The organism is Streptomyces sp. NPDC017993 (genome assembly GCF_044328065.1).
GTDB lineage: Bacteria > Actinomycetota > Actinomycetes > Streptomycetales > Streptomycetaceae > Streptomyces.
On sequence record NZ_JBIRGO010000002.1, the window covers coordinates 370,406 to 387,474 of the forward strand.

General features: G+C 74.0%; 16 protein-coding genes. 8 read left to right on the top strand and 8 right to left on the bottom strand.

Annotated features, from left to right (window positions below; translation table 11 throughout):
• Nucleotides 1-7: 7 nt before the first annotated feature.
• The 3 genes from ACH4FH_RS04670 to ACH4FH_RS04680 form a co-directional block, all read right to left on the bottom strand.
• Entirely contained in the window at nt 8-895 is an 888-nt protein-coding gene (locus ACH4FH_RS04670) for a polysaccharide deacetylase family protein (protein ID WP_398554265.1), read from the bottom strand.
• A 267-nt stretch (nt 896-1,162) separates the two neighbouring features.
• The gene (locus ACH4FH_RS04675; RefSeq protein ID WP_398554266.1) at nt 1,163-2,437 is read right to left on the bottom strand and encodes a sensor histidine kinase; all 1,275 of its coding nucleotides are present in this window, start codon (nt 2,435-2,437) and stop codon (nt 1,163-1,165) included.
• Complete coding sequence (locus tag ACH4FH_RS04680) at nt 2,434-3,174, bottom strand: response regulator transcription factor (protein ID WP_398554267.1); 741 nt, start codon at nt 3,172-3,174, stop codon at nt 2,434-2,436. The genes ACH4FH_RS04675 and ACH4FH_RS04680 overlap by 4 nt, the downstream gene beginning before the upstream one ends.
• Nucleotides 3,175-3,366: 192 nt before the next feature.
• On the opposite strand from ACH4FH_RS04680, the gene ACH4FH_RS04685 reads away from it, so the two are divergent.
• The 5 genes from ACH4FH_RS04685 to ACH4FH_RS04705 all read left to right on the top strand — a co-directional run bounded on the left by ACH4FH_RS04685 (nt 3,367) and on the right by ACH4FH_RS04705 (nt 8,192).
• Nucleotides 3,367-3,867 carry a hypothetical protein gene (locus ACH4FH_RS04685; RefSeq protein ID WP_398554268.1) on the top strand — a complete coding sequence of 167 codons (501 nt, stop codon included), beginning with the start codon at nt 3,367-3,369 and terminating at the stop codon, nt 3,865-3,867.
• Complete coding sequence (locus ACH4FH_RS04690) at nt 3,857-4,960, top strand: peptidoglycan-binding protein (RefSeq protein WP_398554269.1); 1,104 nt, start codon at nt 3,857-3,859, stop codon at nt 4,958-4,960. The genes ACH4FH_RS04685 and ACH4FH_RS04690 overlap by 11 nt, the downstream gene beginning before the upstream one ends.
• Nucleotides 4,957-5,820, top strand: a complete 864-nt coding sequence (locus tag ACH4FH_RS04695; protein ID WP_398554270.1) for an ABC transporter ATP-binding protein — start codon at nt 4,957-4,959, stop codon at nt 5,818-5,820. Before ACH4FH_RS04690 ends, ACH4FH_RS04695 begins: the two co-directional genes overlap by 4 nt.
• A gap of 8 nt (nt 5,821-5,828) precedes the next feature.
• Nucleotides 5,829-7,013, top strand: coding sequence for an ABC transporter permease (locus tag ACH4FH_RS04700; RefSeq protein ID WP_398554271.1), 1,185 nt, complete (start codon nt 5,829-5,831; stop codon nt 7,011-7,013).
• Nucleotides 7,014-7,250: 237 nt separating this feature from the next.
• The gene (locus ACH4FH_RS04705; protein ID WP_398554272.1) at nt 7,251-8,192 is read left to right on the top strand and encodes an NADP-dependent oxidoreductase; all 942 of its coding nucleotides are present in this window, start codon (nt 7,251-7,253) and stop codon (nt 8,190-8,192) included.
• Between the two features lie 25 nt (nt 8,193-8,217).
• Here ACH4FH_RS04705 and ACH4FH_RS04710 read toward each other — a convergent pair whose 3' ends face one another.
• From ACH4FH_RS04710 to ACH4FH_RS04725, 4 genes are all read right to left on the bottom strand, one after another.
• Nucleotides 8,218-9,240 (bottom strand): hypothetical protein, encoded by a 1,023-nt coding sequence (locus ACH4FH_RS04710; protein WP_398554273.1) that lies wholly within the window; start codon nt 9,238-9,240, stop codon nt 8,218-8,220.
• Between the two features lie 130 nt (nt 9,241-9,370).
• Entirely contained in the window at nt 9,371-10,084 is a 714-nt protein-coding gene (locus ACH4FH_RS04715) for a hypothetical protein (RefSeq protein ID WP_398554274.1), read from the bottom strand.
• 176 nt (nt 10,085-10,260) lie between these two features.
• Entirely contained in the window at nt 10,261-11,277 is a 1,017-nt protein-coding gene (locus ACH4FH_RS04720; RefSeq protein WP_398554275.1) for a cation diffusion facilitator family transporter, read from the bottom strand.
• Between the two features lie 275 nt (nt 11,278-11,552).
• Nucleotides 11,553-12,662, bottom strand: a complete 1,110-nt coding sequence (locus ACH4FH_RS04725) for an MFS transporter (protein WP_398554408.1) — start codon at nt 12,660-12,662, stop codon at nt 11,553-11,555.
• A 238-nt stretch (nt 12,663-12,900) separates the two neighbouring features.
• Between ACH4FH_RS04725 and ACH4FH_RS04730 the strand changes: the two genes are divergently transcribed.
• The 3 genes from ACH4FH_RS04730 to cobM all read left to right on the top strand — a co-directional run bounded on the left by ACH4FH_RS04730 (nt 12,901) and on the right by cobM (nt 15,914).
• Complete coding sequence (locus ACH4FH_RS04730) at nt 12,901-13,659, top strand: DeoR/GlpR family DNA-binding transcription regulator (protein WP_398554276.1); 759 nt, start codon at nt 12,901-12,903, stop codon at nt 13,657-13,659.
• A 198-nt stretch (nt 13,660-13,857) separates the two neighbouring features.
• On the top strand, nt 13,858-15,138 hold the full coding sequence (cbiE, locus tag ACH4FH_RS04735; protein ID WP_398554277.1) for a precorrin-6y C5,15-methyltransferase (decarboxylating) subunit CbiE: 1,281 nt from the start codon (nt 13,858-13,860) through the stop codon (nt 15,136-15,138).
• Nucleotides 15,135-15,914, top strand: a complete 780-nt coding sequence (cobM, locus tag ACH4FH_RS04740; RefSeq protein WP_398554278.1) for a precorrin-4 C(11)-methyltransferase — start codon at nt 15,135-15,137, stop codon at nt 15,912-15,914. Before cbiE ends, cobM begins: the two co-directional genes overlap by 4 nt.
• Here the strand turns inward: cobM and ACH4FH_RS04745 are convergent.
• Nucleotides 15,911-17,056, bottom strand: coding sequence for a cobalt-precorrin-5B (C(1))-methyltransferase (locus ACH4FH_RS04745; RefSeq protein ID WP_398554279.1), 1,146 nt, complete (start codon nt 17,054-17,056; stop codon nt 15,911-15,913). The genes cobM and ACH4FH_RS04745 overlap by 4 nt on opposite strands.
• Nucleotides 17,057-17,069: the final 13 nt, after the last annotated feature.

The window sequence follows — 17,069 nt, forward strand, 5'->3', positions numbered from 1 at the left end:
CCGGTGCTCAGGGGCGGTAGACCATGCCGGGCTCGGGCTCGGCCGGTGAGAGCAGCTGGGAGACGGTCACGATCGTGTAGCCGCGCTGCTTGAGTTTCTTGATGATGCCCGGGACGGCGGGCACGGTGCCCCGGTAGATGTCGTGCAGCAGGATGATGCCGTCGCGCTCGGTCTGGTCAAGCACCCGCTCGGTGATCAGGGCCGAGTCGTTGGTTCGGTAGTCCTTGGCGGTCACGCTCCACAGGACCTGCGCGAGGCCGAGGTCGCGGCTGATCCTGGAGACCTCTTCGTCGGTCTTCCCCTGCGGCGGGCGCATCAGCCGCGGCTTCTTGCCGGTGATCTTCTCGACCGCGTCCTGGGTGCGGGACAGCTCCTTACGGGCCTCTTCCGGCGGGATGTCGGTGAGGATCCGGTGCGACCAGGTGTGGTTGGCCAGTTCATGGCCCTCGGCGTCGATCCGCCGCACGTCGGCGGGGCGCTCGGCGACATGGTTCTCGCCCAGCATGAAGAAGGTCGCGTGCACCTTCTCCTTCTTGAGGATGTCCAGCAGTCGCGGGGTGTGCTCGCTGGGGCCGGCGTCGAAGGTGAGCGCGACGCACTTGGCCTTGCGGCAGTCGATGTCGGCGCCGGCCCCATCCGGCCGGTTCTCCCTCTTCCCGTTCCCCGGAGCGCCGTTCTTCCCGTCCTCGCTCCGCCCGCCCTCGCCCGCCGTGCTCCCGACCGCGGCGAGTTCCGTGTCCTTCGCCTTCCCTCGGCCGGCCGACGCGTCGGCGCGGGCGTCGGCCGGCGAGGTGACGTCATACGTGGCGCAGCCGCTGAGGGCCAGGACCAGGGCGGTGGCCGTCAGCAGCCCGGATATGGACGTGCGGCGGATCGCGGACATCTTTTTCGGCATACGGGTCTCCTCGGACGTGGCTGGGCACGCGGACGTCGACGCGGATGCGGACGTGGGCGTGGTGCGCGTGCGTTCGGCGCGGTGACCGGCGCCGAGGGCAGGGCGCATGCCCGCGGCGACGAGCCGTGACCTGGTGCGCCGCGCACCGAACGGCCGGACCCAGGGGACTATACACACGCAGTACACATGCGATGTATAGATGGGGTGTCTACCGCTACGAGGAGGAAGTACGAGGAGGAAGGGCGCGGGCTCAGGGAGCCCGGACCCTCAGTCGGGCAGTCGGGCGGGGAAGGCGACCCGGACCGTCAGACCGCCGCCGGGGTTGGGGTGCGCGGTGGCGGTGGCGGCATGCGCGCGGGCGAGGGACGCGACGATCGAAAGGCCAAGACCCGCGCCTTCTCCCGGGGCGTGCCGGCGTTCCTCCAGGCGGCGGAACGGCTCGAAGAGAAACGGGACGGACGCTTCGGGGATCTGCGGCCCGGTGTTGCTGACCTCCAGCGTCCGGTCGTCGACGCGCAGGGTGATCCGGCCGTCGGGGCGGTTGTGGCGTACGGCGTTGCCGACCAGATTCCGCACGAGGTGCGCGAGCAGCACGGGGTCGCCGTCGACGGTCAGTGGGTGGATGTCGGTGGCGATGGTCAGTCCGCGCCGCCAGGCGTCGTCGGCGTACTCGGCGGCGACGCTTTCGGCGACGGCACCGAACGCGACCGCCTCCCGTCGCTGGAGGCCCTGGTCGGAGACGGACAGCAGCAGCAGACCCTCGATCAGGTGCTCACTGTTCTCGGCGACTTCGATCAGCTTGCCGCGGATGCGCCGGACGTTGTCCGGGTCCGGGTCGGCCAGCCCGATCTCGGCCGCGGCACGCTGCACGGCCAGCGGAGTGCGCAGCTCGTGCGCGGCGTTGGCGGCGAACCGCTGCTGCGCGGAGACCAGCTGCTCGATGCGGTCGAGCATGCCGTCGAAGGTGTCGGCGAGGTGCTTGAGTTCGCCCGGGGGCGCGTCCAGCGCGATGCGCTCGTGCAGGTTGGCGGCGGAGAGCCGACGGGCGGTGCGGGTGATCACGGAGACCGGGCGCAGCACCCGCCCGGCCATCCACCAGGCCAGCGCCACCGAGACGACGGCGAAGACCAGCAGGGCGATCAGCGAGGTGGTCAGCAGGCGGCTGAGCGCGGCCTGTTCGGCGGCGTCGGTGATGTTCCTGGTGACGCTGTAGAGCCCGCCGTCACGCAACGCCGGGGTGTACCCGGGAAGCGGTGAGGCGGGCGCCACGGTCGGGCCGGGGACGGGTGTGCCGGTGGCGGCGCTGCTCGGGGCGAGGGGCCCGGGGTTGCGGGGAGTGGCGGTGGTGACCGCCATGCTCAGCGACGAGTACAGGCCGCGCCGTACCAGGAGGTAGACCAGGCCGATGAGCATGGCCCCGGCCAGCACCAGCAGCCCGCCGTAGAGGGTGGTGAGACGGACGCGTTCGCTGCCGGGGAGCCAGCGGCGGCCGAGCGACGATCGCGGCCGCGGTATCGGGCGGTCCGTGGCGGACGTGCTCATGCGCCGTCGCCCGCAGGCCCGACCGCGTCGGTCCGCCGCCGACCCTCGCCCACCGGTGGGACCGCGTCCGCCGGCCCGCCCTCGGCCATCCGGTAGCCGGCGCCCGGCACGGTCTCGATCACCGGTGGTTCGCCGAGCTTGGCGCGGAGTTTGCTGAGGGTCACGCGCACCGCGTTGGTGCGGTAGCTGGTGTGCTCCTCCCAGACCTCCTCGATCAGGTCGTCCCCGCTGACCACCGCGCCCTCGGCGCGCAGCAGCACCTCCAGCACCCCGAACTCCTTGCGGGACAGGGCGAGCGGGCGCCCGTCGCGGACCGCGAGGCGGCGGGCGGTGTCGACGGTGACACCCGCCCGCTCCAGGACCGGCGGCAGGGCCGGGCGGGCGCGCCGGCCCAGCGCCAGGACCCGGGCCAGCAGCTCCTCGTACGCGAACGGCTTGGTCAGATAGTCGTCGGCGCCCAGCCCCAGACCGTCCACGCGGTCGCGCACCGTGCCGGACGCGGTGAGCATCAGTACCCGGGTCAGCAGCCGCTGTCGTACGACCTCGCGGCACACGTCGTCGCCGTGCATTCCCGGCAGATCGCGGTCCAGGACGAGGACGTCGTACGCGCCGAGCCGCAGTTTGGCCAACGCCTCCCGGCCGTCGTGGGCGACATCGGCCGCGATCGCGTCGCGGCGCAGCCCCTCGGCAATCATTTCCGCGAGGAATTCCTCGTCCTCCACCACCAGAACGCGCATGCGTCATGTCTACCCGAGGGCCACCTTTCGGCGGTGTAAACGTCTTTCGCCGCACCGGCCCGGACCTGCGGAATTCACCGCTGTGGCGCCGTTGGCGACGGGCGGTTGGAGAGCGGTTAGAGAAACGAAAGGCGGCCCGGTGCCAGCCTCTGCCGCGTCAGGTCACATCCGCATTCGGCACGGAGGAAAACCATGAGGCAGCGCAGGGCGTCAGTGGCGACGGCATCGTTGATGGCGGGGTTGGCGATATTCGCCACCGCGTGCTCCGGCGGCGGCTCGGACGAGGGCGCGGGCGGCGGCTCGGACGCGAACGGCAAGGGCAAGGAAGCGGACGCGGCATACCGGCACCGCCAGTGCCTGCGCGACCACGGGGTGAAGGTCGAGGAGCCCAAGCCGGGGCAGGACCCGCGCAGCATGGTCGTCGGCGGCTCGAAGACCGACCCGGAGAAGATGAAGAAGGCATTCAAGGAGTGCAAGGACAGCGGTCCAGGCGCCGGTGCGGACGGGCCGAGCCAGGCGGACAAGGACAAGGCGCTGGAGTTCGCCCGGTGCATGCGGGAGAACGGCTTCAACATGCCCGACCCGAAGTTCGGCGGCGACGAGATGCAAAAGGCCATGCCGATACCGAAGGGCGCCGAGAAGAAGAAGTTCGAGAAGGCCAACTCGGCGTGCGGCGGCCGGAATGCCGGCTGAGGAGCGGCGGCCCGCCGCCCGGCGCGGCCGCACGAAGTATCTCGTCTCCGCGCTGGTGGTCGCGGCCGTGCTGGCGGGCGGCGGCGCGGCGATCGGCTCGGTCACCGGGCGGCAGGACACCGGGCAGCAGAGGCCGAAGGACGCCCTTCCGCCGGACACCGACACCGTCGAGCGCCAGGACCTCAGCAGCAGCACCCAGGTCGACGGGTCGCTCGGCTACGCCAGGGAACGCAAGGTCAACGGCGGTGCGGCGGGCACCCTGACCTGGCTGCCCGCGACCGGATCCACGGTGGAACGCGACGGCGCGCTGTACGAGACCGACGGCCGCACCGTCCGGCTGATGTACGGCGGGAAGCCGATGTACCGGTCCTTGAAGCAGGGCGACGAGGGCGCTGATGTGCGGCAGTTGAAGGAGAATCTGCGGGCCCTGGGATACGGCGACGCGCTGGCCGTGGACGAGGAGTTCACCCCCGGCACCACGGAGGCCGTCAAGCGCTGGCAGAAGGCACACGGGCTGAAGCAGACCGGCACCACCGGGCCGGACCAGATCTCCTTCCAGCCGGGCGCGGTGCGGATCAAGAAGAAGGAGGCGGCGGTCGGCGACCAGGTCTCGCCCGGCCGTCCGTTGCTGACCACCACCGGCTCCGCGCGGGAGGTCCAGATCAAGCTCGATGTCGCGCAGGCCGACCTGGCGAAGCCCGGCACCAAGGTGACGGTGCAGCTGCCCGGTGGCGGCTCCGCCCCGGGCAAGGTCGCCTCCGTCGACCGCGACATCACCGAGGAGGGCGGCGACCCGTCGGGCAAGACCCCGAAGATCACCGCCCGGATCACCTTCACGGATCCGGGCAAGGTCACCGCCTTCGACCAGGCGCCGGTGACGGTCGACATCGTCGGCGAGGTCCGCGAGGACGTGCTGACCGTGCCGGTCAACGCCCTGCTCGCGCTGCCCGGCGGCGGCTTCGGCGTACAGGTCGTCGAGGGCGGCAGGGTGCGCGACGTCCGCGTGAAGCTGGGCATGTTCGGGCAGGGCCGGGTGGAGATATCCGGTGGGGGACTGAAGCCGGGCACGAAGGTCGGGGTGCCGAAGGCATGAGCGCCCGCACGGACCTCAGCGAATTCGGCGGTGGCGGTGATCCGGGCGGCGTCGGTGACATCAGCGGCGCCACCGGCCCGGCCGACCCCGCGGGCCGTCCTCCCGGACACGTCATCGAGCTGACCGGGGTCACCAAGGAGTACCCGGGCGGGGTCGCCGCGCTGCGCGGCGTGGACCTGCGGGTCGTGCGCGCGGAACTGCTGGCCATCGTCGGCCCGTCCGGCTCCGGCAAGTCCACCCTGCTGCACATCATCGGCACCCTGGACCGCCCGACGGCCGGATCGGTCACCATCGCGGGCCACGACATCGCCTCGCTCACCGACCGCAGGCTCTCCGCACTGCGCGCCCGGCACATCGGCTTCGTCTTCCAGTCCTTCCACCTGGTGCCCGGCATCAGCGCGCGGGACAACGTCGCCGAAGGGCTGCTCTACTCCGGGCTGCCGCGCGCCGAGCGCCGCCGCAGGGCCGCCGACGCGCTGGACCGGGTCGGCCTCGCGGACCGTATGACCCACCGGCCGCACGAGCTGTCGGGCGGTCAGAAACAGCGGGTGGCCATCGCCCGCGCGGTGGTCGGCGAACCGGACCTGCTGCTGGCCGACGAACCGACCGGAGCGCTGGACTCGGCCTCCGGCGCGGCGGTCATGGCACTGCTGCACGACCTCAACAAGGAGGGCGCCACCATCGCCGTCATCACTCACGACAGCGACATCGCCGCGCAGCTGCCCCGGCAGGTGCGGATCCGCGACGGCCAAGTGGTCACCGACGAAGGGCCGATGGCCGACGGCACCCGGACGTACGCCGGCCGGGCCGCCCCCGGGCCGGACGGCGGGCCCGTGGCCCCCGGGAGCGCGGAGCGGTGAGGCGCGGCATGCTCTCCCCGGCGTCCCTCGGCCCGCGCGAGGTGCTGCACGTCGGCTCGGCCGGGCTGCGCGCCCGCCCCATGCGGGTGGTGCTCTCCGCCCTCGGCATCGCCATCGGTATCGCGACGATGATCGCGGTGGTCGGCATCTCCGCGTCCGGCAAGGCCCAACTCCTGCAGAAGCTCGACGCGTTGGGAACCAACATGCTGGTCGCGTCGCCGGGCCAGGGAATGTTCGGAGAGGAGGTGAAACTGCCGAAGGAGGCGCCCGGGATGGTGGGGCGGCTCGACGGGGTCCGTCAGGTCGGTGCCACCGCCGATCTGGAGGTGTCGGTACGGCGCAGCGAGAAGATCCCGGTGGAGGAGACCGGCGGCATCACCGTCAAGGCCGCCGGGGTGGGGCTGCTGGGGACCCTGCGCGGTGCGATGGCGTCCGGCACCTGGCTCAACGACGCCAACGGCCGCTATCCGTCCGTGGTGCTCGGCCATGTCGCCGCCGAGCGGCTCGGCATCAGCCGCCCCGGCCGGCAGGTGGCCGTCGGCGGCCGGTACTTCACCGTCGTCGGCATCCTGCGTCCGCTGCCGCTCGCCCCGGAGATCGAGCGCTCCGCCCTGGTCGGCTGGACGGCGGCGGGCGAACTGCTCGGCTTCGACGGCCACCCCACGGCGATCTACGAACGGTCCACCGACGCCTCCGTGCAGCGGGTGCGGGACCTCATTCCGCACTCCGTCGACCCGCAGAACCCGCGCAATGTGCAGGTGAGCGACCCGTCGTCGGCCCTCCAGGCGAAGGCGGCGACGGAGGGGACGTTCACCGGTCTGCTGCTCGGACTCGGCGGGGTGGCGCTGCTCGTCGGAGGTGTCGGGGTCGCCAACACAATGATCATTTCGGTGCTGGAACGCCGTCACGAGATCGGGCTGCGCCGTTCGATGGGTGCCACCCGCGGCCAGATCCGGCTGCAGTTCGTGACCGAGTCGCTGCTGCTGTCGGGCCTGGGCGGCATCGCAGGGATCGCCCTGGGCGCCGCCGCGACCTATGCCTTCGCGGCCGCGGGCGGCATGCCGTGGGTGGTGCCGCTGTGGGCGGTGGGCGGCGGCTTCGGCGCGACGCTGGTGATCGGCAGCGTCGCCGGTCTCTATCCGGCCGTACGGGCCGCCCGCCTCCCGCCCACCCTCGCCCTGCAAGCCGTGTAGGGCGCCGGACGCGGGCACCCGGGCCCGCGTCCGGCTCTCGGGGCCTGGCTCCGACGGCGCATCGGCCCGCCCGCCGTCCGCCGTGGGACATACGTTCGGCGGCGGCCGGACCGGTCCGGACGGGGGGCCGTACGAGTTGCTTCCGGGGCACCGCCTCTCGTCCTGCGGCATCCGGCCGCACCGGCGTGCTTACGATCCACTCCGGCCTCCGGTCGGAAGGGTGGAAGGGAACGCCAGATGAGAGCCGTAGCAGTCAGCGCATTCGGTGAACAGCCGCAGCTCATGGATCTGCCACAGCCCGAGCCAGGGCCGGGGGAGGTCCTGGTCCGGCTGTCCGCCGCCGGAGTCAACCCCATCGACTGGAAGATCGCGGAGGGCAGGTTCGGCGATGTCATGCCCACCGCGTTCCCGCTGGTCATGGGGGCCGACGGGGCGGGCGAGGTGCTCGCGATCGGGACCGGCGTGCGGCGGTTCACGGTCGGTGACGCGGTGTTCGGCCAGTTCCAGCGGCCGGATCGGGGCGGCGGCTCGTACGCCGAACTCGCCCTCGCCGACGAGGCGGCGATCGCGCCGGCCGCCCGCAGCGTCACCTACGCCACCTCCGCGGCCGTGCCGACGGCCGGCACGACCGCCTACAACCTGGTCGAGGAGACCCGCGTCAGCGAGGGCAGGCGGGTCCTGATCGTCGGCGCGACCGGCGGGGTGGGCACCTTCGCCATCCAGCTGGCGGCCGGCCGCGGCGCCGAGGTCATCGCCACCGCCCGCGCCGCCCAGTCGGAGCTGATGCGGAATCTGGGGGCCGCGGAAACCGTCGACCACACCGTGGGCCAGGTCGCCGACCAGATCCTCGCGGCCCACCCGGACGGCGTGGACGTGCTGATCGATCTGGCCAGCGGGCCGGAGGAGTTCAGCGCGATGACCCGGACCGTACGGGACGGCGGAACGGCCGTGTCCACCATCGGCTCGGCCGACGCGGATGCGCTGACCGAGCACAATCTGCGCGGCTTCAACTTCGTCAACCGGCCCTCGCCGCAGCTCCTGGAGATCCTCGCCGGGCAGGTCGACGCCGGCCGTCTGACGGTGCTGGTGGGCCGCGAGGTCCTGCTGGAGGAGGCGCCCGAGGCGATCGCCGCGCAGCGCAAGGGGCGGACCCAGGGCAAGACGGTACTGACGATCTGAGCCCCGGTCACACACGGCCCGAGCGTCACGGCCGCCCGCCTTCCCGGCGGGCGGCCGTCGCCATGAGCGCCCGCGGAAGGGCCGCCGCACGCAGCGCACGGACAGCGGGCGGCCCGGCCGCGGCGAGCATGACGGTCAGCAGGGCGGCACCGAGGAGCAGCCAGACGGCGGTGCGCAGCGAACCGGTGAGCGCGTCCGCGAAGGCTTCGGCGGCCGGCCGGGAGACCACCGCGGGGAGCGCATCCACGGCGCGGGCGCGGACCAGCGCGAGCGCGGCGGCCAGCAGCGCGGTCGCCGCCGCGCACCCCGCCCCGGTGCAGATGAGGGCGCGCCGTCGGCGCCGCGCCAGCAGCAGCCCGGCCAGCAGGCAGAGGGCCGAGGCCGGCGGCAGCAGCAGGGCGGCGACGCGTACGGCTTGGTAGGCGGTGCGCGCCCGGGGCACGTCCGGCGAGTTCAGCAGCACGATCTCGGTGCCCATGCGGGGGACGCGGCGGGCGACGTCGATGCCCAGGCCGTTGGCGGCCACCTGGTGTTTGACGCGTTCGATGATCGGCGTCAGATCGAGGGTCACCGGAGCGTTGCCGGAGGCGGTCAGGGTGCCGTCCAGGGCCTGGTGGGCGGTGCGGTGCACGCCGGTCCACACCGTGGGGAAGGCCCGGCCGGTGACGACCTGGCGTACCTGCTTGTCGACGAACTCGCGGATGCCTCGAGTGAAGCGCTGGCGCAGCGCGGGCCGCTCCGCCCGTGGAATGGCCTTCAGCAGCCCGTCGAGCCGGATGTGCGCCATCACCCCGTCGGTGACGTCGTCGACGATGGCGTCCTGGACCGCGCCGTTCGCCGCGAGCGGCGCGACGGCGGACACATAGCGGTCGGTGTCGGTGAGTTCGGTGCGGGCCCACACGGCGGTCAGGCTCAGCGGCACCATCAGCGTCGCGATCAGCAGGAGGACGCCACCGCCGAACGCGCGACCGGGCCGCCGGGGAGGGTGCGGTACGTGCTCCGCCTCCGCCACCCGGCCGCCTGCGCGTGCGGGGGCGCTCGCTGACATGGCTCCCGGTCCTTCCTGAACGGCGAACGTGTCGCCCTCTCAGGCAAGTCCGAACGGGCACCGGCCGCGAGCGGGGCCGGTGCCAATGGGTGACCGTCCGGGGCGGCCGGGTGGCTTGTCGCCTGTCGGCTCAGGAGCGCTCCGCTCGGCCGCCGCTACCTGTCCCGCCCGGCCCGCGCCCGCTGTTCCCGCCCGGCCCGCGCTGCCTGCCCCCGCCCGCCCCGCGCTGCCTGCCCCCGCCCGCCCCGCCCCGGCGTTGGCGCACCGCACGGAGCACACCCGAAGCCAGCAGGCCGCCGACCACCAAGACCACCGTCCACCAGATCCAGCCGTCGTCCCCGTCCCCGTCCTCCTCCCGTGTCGCCGGCAGGTCGTCGGTGTCGCCCGAGCAGGCGCTCGGAGCGCCGGAGCCGCCCAGATAGACACAGACGGTGGTGGCGGCGCGGAGGGTGCCGGGGGCGGCCGTGGCGCTGGGCGTGGGGTGCTCGCCGAGGACGGCCGTGGCGGTGAACTCCCGGACGGCGTGCGCGGGCAGGTCGGACCGCCAGACGGCCCGCCGTTCCCCGGTGCCGCGCCGTACGACCCTGCCACCGTCGGCCGTGACCGAGGAGGCGGTGGCCGGCATCCGCTGTTCGGTACGCGTCGCGGGCAGGTCGGTGTCGCCCAGGTTGCGCACGGTGATCCGGTAGCCGAGCCGGTCGCCGGGCTCGGCACGGTCGGTGCCGTCGGTCACCGTCACCGAGACGGGGCCGCCGGGCGGTGCCTGGCGGGCCGGTGCGGCGGCGACGGACGGTCCGGGGAGCGTGGCGGCGCACAGCAGCGCGCAGACGGCGGCGGTTCTCATGCCGTCATCCGAGCACCGCCGTCCGCCCCACCGTCGGCTCCCGCCCTGCCCGCGGCCCGGGTTCACCCGAGCGAGCGGACGGAGACGGCGCGGGACGGGCGGTACGGGACCGGCGGCGCGGGACGGTGTGCGGGCGGGCGGCGCCGCGGCGGGCCGTACGGACCCGGGGGCGCGTCCTACTCGCGGTATCCGCCCGGTCGGTGGACCGGGCCGTGGGTGTCCTCGCAATGGTCGGCCGGCGGCTCGGGCCGGGGCCCGGTGCTCAGGGTCAGGACGTCGTCGGCGGACGCTTGCTCACCGACGTGGTCGACCTGGAGGGTGGCGTGCGTGATGCCGTACTCCAGGTCGAGGACTTCCTGCAGGGTGCGGCGGACCTTGTGGCAGTCGCCGCCCGGCGCCACCAGCACGTGCGCGGACAGTGCGGGCTGGCCGGAGGTGATCTGCCAGATGTGCAGGTCGTGCACCTCGACGACCTGGTCGGTGGAGGCGAGGTGGTTTCCCAGCGCCTCCGGGTCGACGCCGGCCGGCGCGGCCTCCATGAAGATCCGACCGGACTCGCGGACCAGGCCCGTACCGGCCTTCAGCATCAGGGCGACGACCACGAGCGTGGCGATCGCGTCGGCCTGCGCGAAGCCGGTGGTCAGCACGATGAGGCCGGCGATCGCGGTGGCGACGAAGCCGAACAGGTCGGTGAGGATGTGCTGGTAGGCGCCCTCGATGTTCAGGCTGGAGCGGTTCGCCCTGGAGAGGAACCAGGTGCAGACGAGGTTCACCACGACGCCGGAGAGCGCGGTGACCAGGACCAGTCCGCCGGTGACCGCGGGCGGCGAGATCAGCCGCTCGACCGCCTCGTACGCCAGCCAGACCGACAGCAGCAGCAAGGTGATGCCGTTGGCCTGTGCGGAGAGGATCTCGGCGCGCTTGAGGCCGTAGGTGTAGCCGCCGCGCGCGGGCCGGGCGGCCAGCCGCATCGCGACCAGGGCCAGCGCGATGGAGACGGCGTCGGTGAGCATGTGTGCGGCGTCCGAGATCAGCGCCAGCGACTGGGCCACGAAACCGATGACGACCTCGACCGCCATGTAGGCGGTGATCAGGAGGAGGGCGGCGCGCAGCCAGCGCCGGTCGGCGTGCGGGGAGACGGCGTGCGCGTGGCTGTGCCCGTGGGCCGTGGCCCCGTGGGCGTGTCCGGTCATGGCGCGCTCCTTCCTGGGTCGTCCTGCGAAGCAAACCGCACTTCGGCGGGAGATCCAAAGGCTGCACCGGTGACCGTTGTCATTACCGTCAAACGGCCTATCGTCCCTGGTCAGAGCGGTAGGGGCCGGGGAGCGCGGACGGGCGGAAGCGGAGGGCTGTGGTCCGGGGACCGGCGTGCCGACCGGTGCATCCCGGTGCGGGCGGGGCGCGGCGGCGAAGCGTCGGCCGCGCCCCGGGGGAGCCCGTAAGAGCCCGCCGGTGGCGTGTCGGAGGTTCACCGGGTCCGCAGGACGCCCGCGGCTCCGGCGGCCAGCACACAGAGGGCCACCGGCAGGAGGAACGTGATGTTGAGCGGGACGGCATGGGTCAGCGGCCCGATGACGGCGGGCCCGGCGAGCATGCCGAGATAGCCCAGGCCGGCCACCCGGGACACGTGCGCACCGGAGGCGTCCGGGTCGACATGGCCCGCGGCGCTGAAGAACTGCGGGACGCAGCCGGACAGGCCGATCCCGAAGAGCGTCCAGCCCGCGAGGGCGAGGGGCACCCAGGGGGTCAGGGCGGCGGCCGTGAGACCGACGGCGGCCAGCGCCGTGCCGTAGCGGACCAGGCGCACCGGACCGAACCGGAGGACCACGCGGTCGGTGGCGAACCTGCCGATGGTCATCGCGGTGGCGAAGGCGCCGTAGGCGAGGGCGGCCGTCGGGGCGGAGGCGCCCAGGACGTCCCGCAGGTGCAGCACGCTCCAGTCGTTGGCGACGCCTTCACAGAGCATCAGGGCCAGTGCCAGCACGGCGAGTACCCAGACCCGGGAGGGCGTGCCGCGGGTGCGGGCGGGCGCGCCGTCCGTGGCCGGGGCGGTGGTCTTCCCGGCGGCGTCCCGGCCGGCCTCGGTGTCCGGCCGCAGCAGTCCGGCGGTGGTGAGCAGGGTGACGGCCACGCCGAGGGCCGCGACGCAGCCCAGGGTCAGGGGCGTGCTCCAGCCCCAGCTGAGGGAGCGGGCGCCGGCCAGCGCCGCGAGCACGCCGCCGACGGAGAAGACCGCGTGGAACGCGGACATGACGGGCCGTCCGTACCCGCGCTCCACCTGGACGGCGTGGGTGTTCATGCCGACGTCCAGGCAGCCGTTGCCGAAGCCCAGCACCAGCAGTGCCGCCGCCAGGGTCCAGGGCCCCTCCGCCAGCCCCGGCAGCACGAGCGCGGCGCTGCACAGCACGCCGCCCGCCGGGACGATGCGATGGCTGCCGTAGCGGTCCGTCAGCGGTCCGCAGAGCTGCATCCCCGCGAAGGCGCCGGCGCCGAGGAAGAGCAGCAGCCAGCCCAGCACCGCGTGGCTGACGCCCGCGCGCTGCTCGACGGCCGGGATGTGCACGATCCACATGCCCATGACGAAGCCGTTGAGGGCGAAGAACCCGAAGGTGGCGAGCCGGGCCGTCCGCAGCCGCCGGCCGGGTGGGCCGGGTGGGCCGGGTGGGCCGGGTGGGGAGGGCGTCGCGGCGGCGAGGGTCGGACGGGTCGTCGGATCGCTGGTCGGATCACTGGGAGCAGTCACCGAAGGGAGGCTAGCGAACAGAATCCTTGTTCGCTAGCTTGACTTACGAACACGATCAGTGTGCGATGTGGTGATGTCGAGTACAGACCGGCTCACCCGGATCACCCAGGCCCTGCGCGAGTCCGAGCGGCTGAGCGTCGCGGAACTGGCCGCGCTCACCGGCGCCTCGGAGATGACCGTCCGGCGCGATCTGGAGCAACTGGCGGAACAGGGCGTGCTGGAGCGCTTCCGGGGTGGCGCCAGGAGCCTGGTGCTGCGCGGCGAGGAGCCCCCTTTCGGCCTGCGCGCACGGGAAGGCACGGCGGTCAAGGAACGGATCGCCGCCGAGGTGGCGGCCCTGATCGCGGACCGCGAGTCCGTCGTCCTCGACAGCGGTACGACCTGCCTGGCGGCCGCCAAGGCGCTGCGGGAGCGGCCCCTCACGGTCATGCCGCTCTCCCTGCACGCCGCCAACGCCCTCGTCGGCGCGCCCGCGCTCAAGCTGCTGCTGCCGGGCGGCGAGCCCCGGCCCGGTGAACTGGCGGTGACCGGCCCGCTGGCCGAGGCGTCGCTCGCCGCGCTGCGCTTCGACACCGCCGTCATCGGCTGCTGCGGTCTGACGCCCGGCGACGGCGTGACCGCGTACGACCTGGCGGACGCGGCGATCAAGCGCGCGGCGATCGCCTCCGCCCGCCGGGTCATCGCGGTCGCCGACGCCGCCAAGCTGTCGCGTACGGCGCTGGCCTTCGTCGCCTCCGCGAGCGCCCTCGACGTCCTGGTCACCGACACGGACGCGCCGGACGACGCCGTCGACGCCCTGGTCGCGGCGGGTGTGGCGGTGCGACGCGTATGACCCGGCGCCGGTCGCGTCACCGCGGGTGCGCAGGCCGGTGACCTGCGCCGGAGGTGACGCCGCGCGCCCGCCCGGATGGGCCGCGCGCCGGGCTCCCCCGCCGCCCCGTGTCCTCCCCCCGCAACGGCTCGCACCGACCGGTCAGTAGAGTTCGGCGACCGGTCCCCCGTCCCCTCCCGACCTCTGAGGTACTCGGCAGTGAGCCCCGCACCACCCCTCTGTGTCGTCGGCATCGGGGCCGACGGCTGGGACGGCCTGCCCGCCGCGTCCCAGCAGGCCCTGCTCCGCGCCGAGGTACTCATCGGCGGCCCGCGCCAGCTCGCCCTGCTGCCCGGCGACTGCGCGGGCGAGCGGGTGCCCTGGCCCTCGCCGCTGCGCCCCGCCGTCCCCGGGCTCCTCGCCGCGCACACCGGCCGCCGGATCTGCGTCCTGGCCAGCGGCGACCCGATGTTCTACGGCATCGGCCGGACACTCACCGAGACCCTGGGCGCCGAGGCGGCACGGCTGCGGGTGCTGCCGCATCCGTCCTCCGTCTCCCACGCCTGCGCCCGGCTCGGCTGGCCGGTGGAGGACACCGAGGTCGTCACGCTCGTCGGCCGCCCCGCCGAGAACCTGATCGCCCCCCTGCACGACGGCCGCCGCCTGCTGGTGCTGTCCGCGGGCGCCGGCACCCCCGGCGAGGTCGCGGCCCTGCTGCGCGCCCACGGCTTCGGCCCCACCCGGATGCGGGTGCTCGAACAGCTCGGTGGCGATCGCGAGGCGCTGACCGAGGGCACCGCCGCCGACTGGGCGCACCCGCCCGCCGACCCGCTGAACGTCATCGCCCTGGACTGCGCCCGGGAGCCCGGTGCGCCGCGGCTGTCGGCGGTGCCGGGCCTGCCGGACACCGCCTACGAGCACGACGGCCAGCTCACCAAGCGCCATGTCCGCGCCGCCACCCTCGCCGCGCTGGCGCCCGCCCCCGGCGAACTGCTGTGGGACATCGGCGGCGGCTCCGGCTCCATCGCGATCGAATGGCTGCGCGCCCATCGTGCGTGCCGCGCGGTCACCGTCGAGCGCGACCCGGTACGGGCCGAACGGATCGCGCGCAACGCCCGCGCCCTCGGCGTACCGGCGCTGCGCGTCGTGCACGGCCCCGCGCCCGCGGCGCTGGACGGCCTGCCCACGCCGGACGCGGTGTTCATCGGCGGCGGCCTGACCGCGCCCGGCCTGCTGGCCGCGTGCTGGGAGGCGCTGCCGCCCGGCGGCCGGCTCGTCGCCAACACGGTGACGCTGGAATCCGAGGCGCTGCTCGCCGACTGGTACCGCCGGCACGGCGGCGACCTGGTCCGGCTGGCGGTCGCGCACGCCGTGCCGGTCGGCGGCTTCACCGGCTGGCGGCAGGCGATGCCGGTCACCCAGTGGGCGGCGGTCAAACCGGCCGGCCCGGTGCCGCAGCCCGAGTCCCCCTCCCTCCCTCAGGAGAACCAAGAGCGATGACCGTCCACTTCATCGGCGCGGGCCCCGGCGCCGCCGACCTGATCACCGTGCGCGGCGCCCGGACCCTCGCCTCCTGCGGCGTCTGCCTGTACGCCGGCAGCCTCGTGCCGCGCGAGCTGCTCGCCGAGTGCCCGCCGGACGCCCGGCTGATCGACACCGCCCAGCTGGACCTCGACACCATCACCGCCGAGATGGTCCGCGCGCACGAAGAGGGCCACGACATCGCCCGGCTGCACTCGGGCGACCCGTCCGTCTTCAGCGCGGTGGCCGAGCAGATGCGCCGCCTGGACGCGGCCGGGGTGCCCTACGAGGTGGTGCCCGGTGTCCCCGCGTTCGCCGCCGCGGCCGCCGCCCTCAAGCGCGAGCTGACGGTGCCCACGGTCGGCCAGACGGTGATCCTCACCCGCGTCGCGCAGCGCGCGACCCCCATGCCCGAGGGCGAGGACCTCGCCACCCTCGGCCGCAGCGGCGCCCTGCTCGTCCTGCACCTCGCCGCCATGTACGTCGACCGGGTCGTCGACGAACTCCTCCCGCACTACGGCGCCGACTGCCCGGCCGCCGTCGTCGCGATGGCCTCCCGCCCGGACGAACTGGTCCTGCGCGGCACCCTGTCCGACATCGCCGGCCAGGTGAAGGCGGCCGGCGTCGTCCGCACGGCCGTCATCATGGTCGGCCGCACCCTCGGCGCCGAACAGTTCCGCGACAGCCACCTCTACTCCACGGACCGCGAACGCCCGCACGGGCCGTGCGACGCGCCGTCCGGGGACGCCTCCTAGGGCCGCGGGCCCCGCGGCTCCGCCCGGCCCACCACCATCCCGGCCCGGTCGATGCAGATGACGTCGACGGCGACCGGGGCGCCGCGCAGCACCGCCAGGGACTCGTCGCGGGCCGTGGCCGCCACCAGATCGCCGAGCGGGACGCCGGCCGCCGCGCACAGCTGGAGCGCGGCGAGGCCGGTGTTCGCCTCGGCCACGGCGGTGGCCAGGGCCTCGTCCGCGCCGCCGCGGCGGGCGAGTTCGGCGAGGAAACCCTTGTCCACCTGGGACCGCGCGGAGTGCAGATCGAGGTGCCCGGCCGCCAGCTTCGAGAGCTTGGCGAAGCCGCCGCAGATCGTCAGGCGCTCGACGGGATGACGGCGGATGTACTTGAGCACCGCGCCGGCGAAGTCCCCCATGTCCAGCAGCGCGTCCTCGGGGAGCTTGTGCACGGCGACGGCGACCTTCTCCGACGTCGAGCCGGTGCAGCCGGCGACGTGACGCCGCCCCGCCGCCCGTGCGACGTCCACCCCGCGCCGGATGGAGTCGATCCAGGCGGAGCAGGAGTACGGGACGACGATGCCGGTGGTCCCCAGGATCGACAGGCCGCCGAGAATGCCCAGCCGCGGATTCCAGGTACTGCGGGCGATCTCCTCGCCGTGATCGACGGAGACCTCCACCTCGACATCCGCCGAGGTCCCGTTGCGGGCGGCCACCGCCGCCAGATGCTCGCGCATCATCTGCCGCGGCACGGGGTTGATCGCGGGCTCCCCCACGTCCAGCGGCAGTCCGGGCCGGGTGACGGTCCCGACCCCGGGCCCGGCCTTGAAGATGACGCCCGAACCGGCCGGCAGCGTACGCACCGTCGCCCGGATCAACGCCCCGTGCGTCACGTCCGGATCATCGCCCGCGTCCTTCACCACCCCCGCCATCGCGCCGGCCCGGCCGGGCGCCCACTCCTCCACCGCGAGCGCGAACGCCGGGGTCTGCCCCTTCGGCAGGGTGATCGTCACCGGGTCGGGGAAGGCGCCGGTCAGCAGCGCGGTGTACGCCGCCGTGCTCGCCGCCGTCGCACAGGCACCGGTCGTCCAGCCGTGCCGCAGCCCGGTGTGCGCGAGCTGGGCGCTACGGCCTCCCGTACCCTGCGGTTGCGCTTCAGCCATGAAAGGACCCGCC